This is a genomic window from Paraburkholderia saeva, from assembly GCF_907164555.1.
In the GTDB taxonomy this organism is placed as follows: domain Bacteria; phylum Pseudomonadota; class Gammaproteobacteria; order Burkholderiales; family Burkholderiaceae; genus Paraburkholderia; species Paraburkholderia saeva.
Genome location: NZ_CAJQZC010000012.1, coordinates 64,443 through 77,067 on the forward strand (window position 1 = coordinate 64,443; position 12,625 = coordinate 77,067).

General features: G+C 64.4%; 12 protein-coding genes. 9 read left to right on the forward strand and 3 right to left on the reverse strand.

All coding sequences use genetic code 11. From position 1 onward, the window contains the following. Positions 1-38: 38 nt before the first annotated feature. The 3 genes from LPA36_RS25325 to LPA36_RS25335 all read right to left on the reverse strand — a co-directional run bounded on the left by LPA36_RS25325 (position 39) and on the right by LPA36_RS25335 (position 3,867). Complete coding sequence (locus tag LPA36_RS25325) at positions 39-1,772, reverse strand: ClcB-like voltage-gated chloride channel protein (protein ID WP_228882815.1); 1,734 nt, start codon at positions 1,770-1,772, stop codon at positions 39-41. Positions 1,773-1,848: 76 nt separating this feature from the next. Next, entirely contained in the window at positions 1,849-2,586 is a 738-nt protein-coding gene (locus tag LPA36_RS25330; RefSeq protein ID WP_228882817.1) for a glutathione S-transferase, read from the reverse strand. Between the two features lie 207 nt (positions 2,587-2,793). Then, positions 2,794-3,867: a YeiH family protein gene (locus tag LPA36_RS25335; protein ID WP_228882819.1), complete on the reverse strand. Its 1,074-nt coding sequence runs from the start codon at positions 3,865-3,867 to the stop codon at positions 2,794-2,796. A gap of 116 nt (positions 3,868-3,983) precedes the next feature. Between LPA36_RS25335 and LPA36_RS25340 the strand changes: the two genes are divergently transcribed. The 9 genes from LPA36_RS25340 to LPA36_RS25380 all read left to right on the forward strand — a co-directional run bounded on the left by LPA36_RS25340 (position 3,984) and on the right by LPA36_RS25380 (position 12,550). Further along, positions 3,984-4,889: a LysR family transcriptional regulator gene (locus LPA36_RS25340; protein WP_228882820.1), complete on the forward strand. Its 906-nt coding sequence runs from the start codon at positions 3,984-3,986 to the stop codon at positions 4,887-4,889. 165 nt (positions 4,890-5,054) lie between these two features. Further along, complete coding sequence (locus tag LPA36_RS25345) at positions 5,055-5,819, forward strand: sugar phosphate isomerase/epimerase (RefSeq protein WP_228882822.1); 765 nt, start codon at positions 5,055-5,057, stop codon at positions 5,817-5,819. Between the two features lie 90 nt (positions 5,820-5,909). Further along, positions 5,910-6,911 (forward strand): sugar kinase, encoded by a 1,002-nt coding sequence (locus tag LPA36_RS25350; protein WP_228882824.1) that lies wholly within the window; start codon positions 5,910-5,912, stop codon positions 6,909-6,911. Between the two features lie 56 nt (positions 6,912-6,967). Continuing rightward, a complete protein-coding gene (locus LPA36_RS25355; RefSeq protein ID WP_228882826.1) occupies positions 6,968-8,290 on the forward strand; it encodes an MFS transporter in 1,323 nt (440 codons plus the stop codon). 4 nt (positions 8,291-8,294) lie between these two features. Beyond that, positions 8,295-9,263, forward strand: coding sequence for a 2-hydroxyacid dehydrogenase (locus LPA36_RS25360; protein ID WP_228882827.1), 969 nt, complete (start codon positions 8,295-8,297; stop codon positions 9,261-9,263). Further along, positions 9,260-10,306 (forward strand): LacI family DNA-binding transcriptional regulator, encoded by a 1,047-nt coding sequence (locus LPA36_RS25365; RefSeq protein WP_228882828.1) that lies wholly within the window; start codon positions 9,260-9,262, stop codon positions 10,304-10,306. Before LPA36_RS25360 ends, LPA36_RS25365 begins: the two co-directional genes overlap by 4 nt. A gap of 464 nt (positions 10,307-10,770) precedes the next feature. Beyond that, positions 10,771-11,238: a rhodanese-like domain-containing protein gene (locus LPA36_RS25370; protein ID WP_228882830.1), complete on the forward strand. Its 468-nt coding sequence runs from the start codon at positions 10,771-10,773 to the stop codon at positions 11,236-11,238. Positions 11,239-11,282: 44 nt separating this feature from the next. Beyond that, the gene (gene epsC / locus LPA36_RS25375; RefSeq protein WP_228882832.1) at positions 11,283-12,278 is read left to right on the forward strand and encodes a serine O-acetyltransferase EpsC; all 996 of its coding nucleotides are present in this window, start codon (positions 11,283-11,285) and stop codon (positions 12,276-12,278) included. Then, positions 12,275-12,550 carry a helix-turn-helix domain-containing protein gene (locus LPA36_RS25380; RefSeq protein ID WP_228882834.1) on the forward strand — a complete coding sequence of 92 codons (276 nt, stop codon included), beginning with the start codon at positions 12,275-12,277 and terminating at the stop codon, positions 12,548-12,550. Before epsC ends, LPA36_RS25380 begins: the two co-directional genes overlap by 4 nt. Positions 12,551-12,625: the final 75 nt, after the last annotated feature.

Here is a 12,625-nt window from a genome sequence, read left to right on the forward strand (position 1 = left end):
ATCCAGCAGGCGCGCCGCCAGCGCCGCGAAGCGGCGTGTCAGCGCGCGGGATTCATCCGGAAATACGCGTCGAGCAGCGACGTCTTGTACACGACCCCCGCGAGCGTCGGGCACGCGGCGCTTTCGACCACGGGCAACCGCTCGCCCTGAAATGCCATGAAATGCTGCAGCGCGACGCCAAGCGGCATGTCGGGCGTCAGCACGTCGAAATGTGGCTGCAGGTAGTGCGCGGCGGTGCGCGCCGAGGTGTCGTGTTTGTCGAGCAGGTCGGACGTAATGTCCTTCAGTGCGACGACGCCGAGGAAGCACTCCGCGTCGTCGGTCACGTACAGATATTTCACCGGATATTCAAGGAACACGCGCGTCATGTCCTGCACGGTCGCGGTGGGCTTCACGATGGTTTCGGCCGGTTTGATCAGCTCACGCATCTGCGTCGCGCGCAGTCGCATGCGCTCCTGTTCGTCGCGGTTGCGCACGAGCGTGATCTCGTACATCGACGTCTTGCCGATCGCTCGCGATACGAAGTACGCCACCACGCACGAGAGCATCAGCGGCAGCACGACCTGATAGGAGAGCGTCATCTCGAAGATCATCAGGATCGCCATCAGCGGCGCCTGTGTTGCGCCCGCGAGGAACGCGCCCATGCCCACCATCGCGTACGCGAACGGCGCCGACGTGCCGTGCGGCCACAGCGCATGCATCCCCTGGCCGAACAGCGAGCCGAGCACCGCGCCCACGAAAAGTGTCGGCGTGAACACGCCGCCGACCGCGCCCGAGCCGACCGTCGCCGCCGTCGCCACGAGCTTGAACACGAGCACGAAGACAAGCGCGGTCCAGGTCCACGGCGAATGCAGAACCGAGTTCACGACGCTGTAGCCGTTGCCCCATACTTCGGGCGACCACACGGACAGAATGCCGACCACCAGCCCGCCGAGCGCGAGCGTGACGGGCAACGGCAACGGCAGACGCCTGAACATCGTCTTCGATACGTCGAGGAGCCGAAGGAACTGCGGCGCGGCCGCGCCACACAGCAGACCGAGCGCAACGAAAAGCAGCACCTCGACGCCCGTCACCGGAGGGAACACCGGCATTTCGTACGGCGGCTTGTAGCCGGCGAATTCGCGCATCGTGATGTTCGCGACGACGGAGGCGACCACCACCGGCCCGAAGCTTTCCATCGCGATCGAGCCGAGCACGATCTCGGTCACAAAAAACGCGCCGGCGATCGGCGCGTTGTAGGCGGAGGTAATACCCGCCGCCGCTCCGCACGCGACCAGCAGGCGCAGACGCGGCGGATCGAAATGCACCCAGCGGCCGATCAGCGACGCGCAGAGCGCCGCGAGCTGCACCATCGGACCTTCGCGTCCGATTGACCCGCCGCTCGCGATGGTGAAGAGCGACGACACGCTGCGCCACAGGCTCAGGCGTACGGGCACGACACCGTCGCCGATCGCGACGGCTTCCATGTAGTCGGTATGAGCCTTCCTGTCGGCGCCGCGCCGCGCGACGAGCAGGAAGAAGCCGGCGATCAGGCCGCCGGCCGCGGGCAGCCAGATCCGTACGGTCCATGGCAGACGCTGCGCCATTTCGACGATGCCGCCATCATTGCCCGAAATCGCGCGTTGAAGCAGGGCGATGCCTTCACGAAAGGCGACCGTCGCAAACGCGCCGGCGACGCCGACGATCACCGACCACACCAGCATCGTGTGGGCGTCGGACAGGCGAAACAGTGTCTGTGCGCGTGTGCGCAGCTTCAGCAGAAATGAAAGCACAGAGGAAACGGGCAGAAGTCAGGGTTGGGAGGCGCGTGCCGGGAGGGCGTCGCGGGTTGTGTCGGCATGGCTGTGTTCACCGCACGGCCTTGTCGAGTTCGGGGTAGTGCCGGAAGATGCAGGCCTCGTTGTGCGCGATGCGCCGGTCCGACTCAAGATACGCGGCGAGCTTCGGCCGCGCGATGACTGCGTCGTGCAACGCCGCGAGACGCGGATAGTGCTCGCCGAAATGCTTCATCGCAAGCGGAAACGCGTAATAGAGGCCGTCGATCAACTGGAACATCGACAGATCGACATACGTCAACGCGGTGCCGACGAGATACGCATCGCCATCGGGATTCTGCTTCAGCACCCGCTCGAAATACTTCATGTACTTCGGAATGCGGTTGTCGATAAAGTCGTGCGCCCGCACTTTGGCCGCGTCTTTCTGGTCTTCATAGTAGAGGCCGCCTGCGAGCGGATGATGCGTGTCGTGCGCCTCGGTGACCATGTCGGCGATCGTGAGCTGAAGGCCGTTCACGACGTAGCGCAGCGCTTCGTCCTTCGGCGCGAGGCCCAGTTTCGGGCCGAGATACATCAGGATGTTGGCTGTCTGCGCGACAACGAGATCGCCATCTTTCAGGAAGGGCGGTGCAAACGGCGGATGCGGCTCGCTTCTGCTTTTCAGCACGTCCATCATCGCACCGGTGCCGAAGCCGTCCCTGTCCGGCGCGCGGGCCACTTCGATGTAGTCGGCGCCGGCTTCTTCGAGTGCGAGGCGCACGAATTCGCCGCGGCCTTGCAGGCCGTCCCAGTAAAAGAGTTCATAAGCCATCGATCGATCCTCGCCCGGGTTGAGAGTTCGACTGCGCGAGCACAAAGTATGCCGCGCCGGCCTGCCGCGTTGTGTGAACAGCGGACAAAATACTGTCAAAGCATACGTCAATGGCGTTGCGCGGCAGGGGGCGTCTGCACGCCCGCAGAAACGCAAAAAGCCCCGCACGAGGCGGGGCTACCGGTCTGGCCGGCGAGGCGGGGTGTATCAGCCGATAAAGCGTTCGACGGCCCATGTGATTCCCAGTCCGCCGCCAATCAGCCAGACGTACAGGATCAGTCCGGTTGCGAGGGCACGCGGGCCTGCCTGCTTGACCGCCGAGATACGGGTTTCGATGCCGAGGGCCGTCATGGCCATCGTCAACGCGAAGGTATCGAGCGTGTTCAGCGTATGCGTCGCGGCTTGCGGCAGCACGTTCAGCGAATTGATGACCACGAAGGCGAGGAATCCGACTGCAAACCACGGAATCGCAAGCTTGCGCGGTTTCGTGCCTTCGGCAGCGGCGCCACGCACCGACCGGTTGAGCCACATGCCAAGCAGGAGCAGAACCGGAACCAGCAGCATCACGCGGGTCATCTTGACGATCGTCGCAATATGGGTCGCTTCCGGGCTCACGTTGCTCGCCGCCCCGACCACCTGTGCAACTTCGTGAATCGTGCCGCCGAAGAAGAGGCCGACGCCCTGCGTATCGAGCGGCAGCCAGCCTGCGTGAAACAGGACCGGATAGAGGAACATCGAGAGCGTGCCGAACAGCACCACACTGCCGACGGCCATCGCGCTTTGATGCGGCTTCGACTGCAACGTGGATTCGAATGCAAGGACGGCGGCGGCACCGCAGATCGCGCTGCCGGCGGCGGTCAGCATGGCGGTGTCGCGGTCGAGCTTCATCAGCTTCATGCCGACCCACGTACCGATGGCGAGCGTGCTCACGACGATCAGCACCGATTCCACCAGACCCGGCAGGCCGACCTGGGCAATTTCCTGCAGACTCACGCGCAGACCGAAGAACGCCACCGCGATGCGCAACAGCTTGCGTGCCGAAAAGTTGATGCCTGCCGCCCAGCTTTCAGGCATGCCGTCACGCAGCGCGTTGCCGTAAATCGCGCCTGCGACGATGCCGATGATGAGCGGACTCATCCCGAGGCCGGCGATGAACGGCAGCGACGAAATGCTCGTGACTGCCGCAGCGAACAGCGCGACAAACAGGATGCCGTTGAGCTGGCCACGCGTGGAGGGCGCCTTGGGGGCTAGTGTTGAAGCGGAGACGGAGGCCGTTGTCATGATATTTGCCCTGAGAATCGGGTTCGATGCGATGACCCAATCCTAATTTAGATATATCGATATGAAAAATCGTCATTTGTGACGTAATATATCGACTAAATTGATATTTCATCGCCATGACCCCAGACCAACTGATAACGTTCGCTGTCGTCGCCGAACACCGGAACATCAGCCGGGCTGCGCTCGCGCTGCATCTTTCGCAGCCGGCGGTGTCCGGCCAGCTGCGGCTGTTGCAGGAGGAATTCGGCGAGGCGCTTTACCAGCGTGACGGGCGCGGCGTGCGCCTCACGCCCGCCGGAGAGCAACTGGCGAGCTATGCAGCCCGGCTGCGCGACACCTGGCAGCAGGCGCATGCCTATCGGGACGCATTGCGCGGCATGGAGCGCGGCACACTGCGCATCGGCGCCAGCACGACGCCGGCGAGCTATCTGCTGCCCTATCTGATCGCCGCGTTTCACCGGCGCTATCCGGAAGTCACGCTCCATACGGCCGACGGCAATACCTCGGACATCGTCGGCTCGCTCGCGTCGGTCGATATCGCCATGGTGGAAGGGCCGGTCGGCTCCGATCTGCCGCCCGATACGGCGGTCCATCCCTGGCGTGAAGACGAGATCGTCGCGATCATGCCGCGCACGCATCCGCTCGCGACAGCCCGTGACGGTCTCCCGCCATCCGGACAGCAGGTGACGCTCGCCGAGCTCGGCGAGCACGCGCTCGTACTGCGCGAAACGGGCTCGGGCGTGCGGCAGATGGTCGAGCGCGCGTTCGCACGCGCCGCGGTGCCGATGCGCGTCGCGCTGGAGATCGCGGGCGTGGAGGGCGTCAAGGAAGCCGTGCGGGCAGGCATGGGCGTCGGCTTCGTCTCCGCGATGTCGATGCGCCACGACAATAATGTGCTGCGGCTCTTTTCCCTCACGCCCGAGCCGCTCACGCGCCATTTCTCCATCCTGATCCCGCATGCGAGCGCGCCATCGCGGGTTGCGGAGCGTTTCCTGGCGCTGTGCCTGTCTTCAGTCGATTGACCCTTCGTGCACGCTTCGGAACCGGTTCCAGGGGATTTCCACTATGGCGTGAGGCAAACGCGAAGCGCAGTATTCTTCCAATGAAGCGCGCCTGCGCTTTTTTCAGATTCGGTTTTGGAACCGGTTCCATCCGTCAGGAACTGCGGAAAATAGAGGTCAATCGACATGCCCGACATCGTGATCGTAGCGAGTTCATTTGGCGCCGACGCCATCCGGCGTGACGGCCATCAGGCGTGGCTCAGTTCGGCTGCAACGGCCGGCGCGTCTGCCTTCGAAGTGCGGCGCGAACTGTTCGATTCCGACGAAGACACCGCGCCGGACATGCTCAACGATCTCGGCGAAGCGATCGGCGAACTCGGCATGTGGTCGGTGTATTCGACACCCGAGGCCCTGTACACCGCCGAAGGCACGCTCGACCTGGGTGCGCTGCGCCTCGCGCTCTCCGAAGGCGAGGCGCTCGGCGCGCGCTTCGTGAAGCTGCAACTCGGCGGGTTCGCGCATGAGGCGGGCGCCGCCGCGATCGCCTCATGTTTGCGCGACGCGAAAGCGCGTCTCGTCGTCGAAAACGGGCAGTTGAGGGAAGGCGGCCAGCTCGTGCAGTTTGTCCGCCTGTTCGAGGCGCTCGAGCGCGAAGGCTATCCGGACGTGCTCGGCATGACGTTCGATATCGGCAACTGGCAGTGGCCTGGCGAAGCGCCGCTCGAAGCTGCGCGGCAGCTCGCGTCGCACGTCGAATACATCCATTGCAAGGCAGTGACGGGCGAGGGCGCAAGGCGCTTCGCGGTCGCGCCCGCTGCTGACGATCCCGTCTGCGCAGCCGTTCTGCCGCTTTTGCCGCGCCACGTGCCGCGCGGTATCGAATTCCCGTTCGACACCGGCCGCCTCCAGGCCGACGCTTCGCGCTATGTCGCGTGGCTCGCGGCGGCGTAGCCGCATCGCGAAACACCGCCATTCACAAGGCCGTGCCGGCGCGTCCTCGCGCGCTTCGGCCAGAACATGCAGCACTGCAAGGATCATCCGATGAAAGCAGCCCTCGATGTGATTACCTACGGCGAAGCGATGGCGATGTTCGTCGCCGCCGAAACCGGCGCACTGTCCGACGTGTCCAGCTTCACGCGGCGAATCGCGGGCGCCGACCTGAACGTCGCGATCGGCCTGTCGCGCCTTGGCTTCAAGGTGGGCTGGATAAGCCGGGTCGGCGACGATTCGTTCGGCCAGTACGTCCGCGACACGCTGGCAAGGGAAGGCATCGACGCAGGCTGCGTCACGACCGACGCGCGCTACCCGACCGGTTTCCAGCTCAAGTCGAAAAACGACGACGGCAGCGATCCGACCGTCGAATATTTCCGCAAGGGTTCGGCGGCAAGCCATCTCTCGGTTGAGGATTACGTGGCGGATTACGTGCTTCAGGCACGCCACCTGCATCTCACGGGTGTCGCACCCGCGCTGTCGGCTTCGTCGTGCAAACTGGCCTTTCATCTCGCGACGGAAATGCGCACAGCCGGCAAGACGATTTCGTTCGATCCGAACCTGCGCCCGACGCTATGGCCCTCGCGCGAGACCATGATCACGACGCTGAACACGCTCGCCGCGCACGCCGACTGGGTACTGCCCGGCATCGGCGAAGGCGAGATCCTGACCGGCTATACGAAGCCCGAAGACATTGCGCGCTTCTATCTTGATCAGGGCGCGCGCGGCGTGATCATCAAGCTCGGCGCGAAAGGCGCGTACCTGCGCACCGCGGACGAGGCAGGCGTGATCGCGTCGCAGCCGGTGGCCAGGGTCGTCGACACCGTGGGCGCGGGCGATGGCTTTGCGGTCGGCGTGATCAGCGCGCTGCTGGAAGGCCGGACGATGCCGGAGGCCGTCGCGCGCGGCAACCGTATCGGCGGTCTCGCGATCCAGGTGCCCGGCGATTCGGAAGGATTGCCGACGCGCGTCGAACTCGACGCGCTCGAAAGCGGACGCATGCAGGCAGCTACAACGGAATCAGAACGCAGGGTGTCAAAGACGCTGCACTAACCGTGCATGAAAGCGCGACACGCCTATCCATTGCATCAGGAATCCAGGAGACATTCATGGCCACCTCATCGCTTGCGATCCGCCGCTGGTGGACGATCATGCCGATCGTCTTCATCACGTACAGCCTCGCGTACCTCGACCGTGCGAACTTCGGTTTCGCGTCCGCGGCCGGCATCAACCAGGATCTTGGCATCAGCAAGGGCCTGTCCTCGCTGATCGGCGCGCTCTTCTTTCTCGGCTACTTCTTCTTCCAGATTCCGGGTGCGATCTACGCCGAACGGCGCAGCGTCAAGAAACTCGTGTTCTGGAGCCTGATCCTGTGGGGCGGTTGCGCCGCGCTCACGGGCATGGTCAGCAACATCCCGACGCTGATGGTGATCCGTTTCGCGCTCGGTATCGTCGAAGCGGCCGTGATGCCTGCGATGCTCATCTTCATCAGCAACTGGTTCAGCAAGCGCGAACGCTCGCGCGCCAACACGTTCCTGATTCTCGGCAATCCGGTGACGGTGCTGTGGATGTCGGTCGTGTCGGGCTATCTCGTGCATTCGTTCGGCTGGCGTCACATGTTCATCGCCGAAGGCGTGCCCGCCATCGTCTGGGCGGTGATCTGGTGGTTCATCGTGCAGGACAGGCCGGCGCAGGTGTCGTGGCTGACGGCGCAGGAAAAGAAGGACCTCGACGACACGCTGCGCGCCGAGCAGGCCGCGATCAAACCGGTGCGCAACTACAGCGAGGCGTTTCGCACACCGGCTGTGATCAAGCTGTGCGCACAGTATTTCTGCTGGAGCATCGGCGTCTATGGTTTCGTGCTGTGGCTGCCGTCGATCCTGAAGAACGGCTCGACGCTCGGCATGGTCGAGACGGGCTGGTTGTCCGCGCTGCCGTATCTCGCCGCGACGATCGCGATGCTCGCGGCCTCGTGGGCTTCGGATAAACTCAATACCCGCAAGGTGTTCGTGTGGCCGTTCCTGCTGATCGGCGCGGTGGCGTTCGCGGCTTCCTATGCGCTCGGTTCGACGCACTTCTGGATGTCGTACGCGCTGCTCGTGATTGCGGGCGCTGCGATGTACGCGCCGTACGGCCCGTTCTTCGCGATCGTGCCGGAACTCCTGCCGAAGAACGTCGCGGGGGGTGCGATGGCGCTGATCAACAGCATGGGCGCGCTCGGTTCGTTCGTCGGCTCGTATGTGGTCGGCTATCTGAACGGCGCGACCGGAACGCCAGCGGCGTCGTATGCGTTCATGAGCGTGGCGCTCGTCGCCGCTGTGATCCTGACGCTTGCCGTCAAACCGCAACCCGCGCAACCCGCGCAACCCGCGCAACCCGCGCAACCCGCGCAACCCGCGCGCAAACTTGCTACACCCCTGCCAGGAAAATGAGTCGATGAAGAAAAAGATCGTCGCGTACAAGCCGGTGCCTGCCGATGTCATGGCGTATCTGCGTGAACACGCAGACGTGGTCGAAGCCGACGCCGCGCAGCACGACGCGTTCGTCGCCGCGCTGAAAGACGCCGATGGCGCGATCGGCGCGAGCGTGAAGATCACGCCTGCGATGCTCGAAGGCGCAACCCGCCTGAAAGCGCTGGCAACGATTTCGGTCGGCTTCGACAACTTCGACGTCGCGGATCTGACGCGCCGCGGCATCGTGCTCGCGAATACGCCTGACGTGCTGACCGAATCGACGGCCGATACGGTGTTCTCGCTGATTCTGGCAACGGCACGTCGCGTCGTTGAACTGGCCGGATACGTCAAGGCCGGCGAGTGGAAGCGCAGCATTGGCGCCGAACACTTCGGCGTCGATGTTCAGGGCAAGACACTCGGCATCGTCGGACTGGGCCGTATTGGCGGCGCCGTCGCGCGCCGCGCCGCGCTCGGCTTCAACATGCGCGTGCTGTACACGAACCGCAGCGCGAACGACCACGCGGAACGGGCGTATGGCGCGAAACGCGTCGAACTCGCCGAACTGCTGGCGCAGTCCGACTTCGTCTGCCTGCAGGTGCCGCTCACAAAGGAAACGCATCACCTGATCGGCGCGGCTGAACTCAAGGCGATGAAGAAGAGTGCGATTCTCATCAACGCGTCGCGCGGCCAGACTGTCGACGAAGCCGCGCTCATCGAAGCATTGAAGGGCGGCACGATTCATGGCGCCGGTCTCGACGTGTTCGAACAGGAGCCGGTCGCAGCGGATTCGCCGCTGCTGTCGATGAAGAACGTGGTTGCGCTCCCGCACATCGGGTCGGCCACGCACGAGACGCGTCATGCGATGGCGCGCTGCGCGGCAGAAAACCTCGTCGCGGCGCTTGACGGTACGTTGCGCACGAACATCGTCAACCGGGACGTGCTGGGCACATGAGCACGCCTGTTCGCACGGCGGCACCACGCCGCGCCACGATCAACGACGTCGCGCGCGAAGCCGGCACCGGCAAGACCAGCATTTCGCGCTACCTGAACGGCGAAATGAACGTGCTGTCGCCGGATTTGCGCGCGCGCATCGAAGCCGCAATCGTACGCCTCCACTATCAGCCGAACCAGATGGCGCGTGGCCTCAAGCGCGGGCGCAACCGGTTGATCGGCATGCTGGTCGCCGACCTGACGAATCCCTATACGGTCGAGGTCCTGCAGGGCGTCGAAGCCGCGTGCCATGCGCTCGGTTATATGCCGATGATCTGTCACGCGGCGAACGAAGTCGAAATGGAGCGCCGCTTCCTCGCACTGCTGACGACGTATCGCGTGGAAGGCGTGATCGTCAACGCGCTCGGCGTGGGAGAGGACATGCTGCGGCCGCTCGGGAACGGGGGCATTCCCGTCGTGCTGGTGGACCGGAGCGTCAGCGGCCTCGAAGCCGACATGGTCGGTCTCGACAACACGGCGGCCGCGCAGGTCGGCACACGCCATCTGCTCGAACGCGGTTTCGACGAAATCTGCTTCGTCGTGCAGCCGTTCGACAACGTCAGTTCGCGCCGTCAGCGCCAGGCGGCGTTCGGCGATGTGATGCGCGACGTGAGTGGCGCACACGGTCTGACGGTCGTGCTCGATCTCAACGATGAAGCGAGCGTCGGGCGCGCGCTCGCCGCGCTTGACCATACCGTCGATGCCGCTGCCGCGGCCGGACGGCGTATTGCGTGGTTCGCGGCGAACGCACCGGTGGCGCTGCGGGTCGCGCTGCACCTGAAGGCACGCTACGGTGCGCACTGGCAGGAGCGGGTCGCGCTGCTTTCCTTCGACGATCCGGACTGGGCCGAACTGGCCGGCATCTCGACGATCCGTCAGCCGACCTGTGACATCGGCTACCGCGCCGTCGAGTTCCTGAGCCAGCGTATCGATGGTGCTACCGAGGCCGCGCGCGACTGCCTGCTGGCGGGCGAACTGATCGTGCGCGCGTCAACCGGGCGCTGATCGGCGATCATCGATTCCCAGCGGTTGCGCGGCCGACGCCTGAGGCGCCCCCCGTGACAATCGCTACCTTGTCCTGCAAATCACGTGTGGAAACGCCCGCTGCCCGCGACGTTGAAAGCGGGCGGCGGGCTTTTCCGCGAACGCGCACGCCCTCCTCAAAATCGGTACAGCGAGTACCCGCGACGATGTCGTGCCGCGAATTCTGACCGCTGACACAAGGCCCGCTCGCTGCGCAGAAACTGCCGACACATTCTTCCGAAGATTCTCGAATCAGTTCCTTCTTCTTGCCGTTCACGCCCTGCCACATCGAGGTCGTGCCGATGCTTCTTTAGAAATCAGAATTTATTGGTTCGCCTTCTGTTTGCGCTCTTTCATAGTGTGTCCTGATGGCTATAGACGGTCGCCGGACGACTGGCCAGACACCTTCGCACTACAACAGTGCGGCTTTTTGGCAAGGAGATGACATGACGGTTGAACTCGAAGAACGGCCCACGCACGCGTTGCTCGAAGCGGCGCGATCGGCTGCGGCGGAGACGGGACTCAGTTACGCGGGCGGGATCGCGCCCCGCGACGCGTGGGCGCTGGTGTCGGCGGGCGAGGCGTTGCTGGTCGATGTGCGCACGGCGGAAGAGCGCAAATTTGTCGGATATGTACCGGACAGCCTGCATGTCGCCTGGGCGACGGGCACGAGCCTCACCCGCAATCCGCGTTTCGTTCGCGAACTGGAGGCGAAGACCGGCAAGGACGCAGTGGTGCTGCTGCTGTGCCGCAGCGGCAATCGTTCCGCACTCGCCGCCGAAGCTGCGGCAAAAGCGGGCTTCGGCCAGGTGTTCAACGTTCTCGAAGGTTTCGAAGGCGAACTGGACGCGGCGCAACGCCGTGGCGCCACCAATGGCTGGCGCTTCCACGGCCTGCCGTGGGTGCAGGACTGACGCATCTCCCTTTATCTGCGAACACTATCTGACCGGGGGCCGTTGTGGCTGTTTTCGATATCGACGACATCGTTCAGGCGCTGCAGACGGCTCGCCAGCAATGGCGTGAAGTGCAAAAACGCTCGCTCGAGCCGGGCGGCCGCGAGTTGCCGGCGCGCGAGGCGCTCTCGGACATTGTCAATACGCTGAAAGGCGTGCTGTTTCCCATGCGGCTCGGGCCACCCGACCTGCGGCAGGAAAGCGAGAACTTCTACGTCGGGCACGCGCTGGATTCCGCCTTGCATGGGCTACTGGCGCAGGCGCGGCTCGAACTGCACTACCGCGCGCGCCACGATCCGCCGTCTGAAAGCGACATCGAGGAAAAGGCGGGCATCGCGGTCAGGGCTTTCGCGGCGCAGCTGCCCAGAATTCGCGCATTGCTCGATAGCGACGTGCTTGCGGCGTTTCATGGCGATCCGGCGGCGGGGAGCGTCGACGAAGTGCTGCTGTGCTATCCAGGCGTGCTCGCGATGATCCATCACCGTTTCGCGCATGAACTCTACCGGCTTGGGTTGCCGCTGCTTGCGAGAATCGTCGCCGAACAGGCCCACGCCGAAACCGGCATCGATATCCATCCGGGTGCGCAGATTGGCGCGAGCTTCTTCATCGATCACGGCACGGGCGTGGTGATCGGCGAGACGTCGGTCATCGGCGAGCGGGTGCGTGTCTATCAGGCGGTGACGCTCGGCGCGAAGCGCTTTCCACGCGACGCTCAGGGTCATCTGGAGAAGGGGCTGGCGCGGCATCCGGTTGTCGAGGACGACGTCGTCATCTACGCGGGCGCGACCATTCTTGGGCGTGTAACGCTCGGCCGTGGCGCGGTGATCGGCGGAAACGTGTGGCTCACGCAGGATGTCGCGCCAGGTTCTCATGTAACGCAGGCCGTATCACGCAATGAAGCGACGCACAGTGGCCGGGCGATCAATATCCCGCATGCCGCCAGCTCCGCCGCGCCTGTTGAAGCGGTGCGCTCACCGGCTGAGGCAGGCGTCGCGCGATGACCATGATCGTACGGGATCTGGGCTTGTCGCTCAGGCGTCTGCGCGAAGCACGCGGCTGGTCGCAGGAACAGCTGGCCGGACACGCGGGTCTGAATCGCTCGTACGTCGGTGAGGTTGAGCGGGGTCGGGCGATTGCTTCGATCGTCACCGTCGAAAAGCTCGCCGCCGCGCTCGATGTCAGCGTCGCGGATTTACTGTGTCCCCTGTCCGCCAGGTCGCACACAACGGTTGCCTTTGCGGTGGCGCATTCATCCGGTGAGGGCGGCGCCTGACGAAGCCGCTCGCCGCAACCAGGAACGCGACCGTGGCACGAAGCGGTCTTCTGCGCGTATTCCCGCTACATGAAC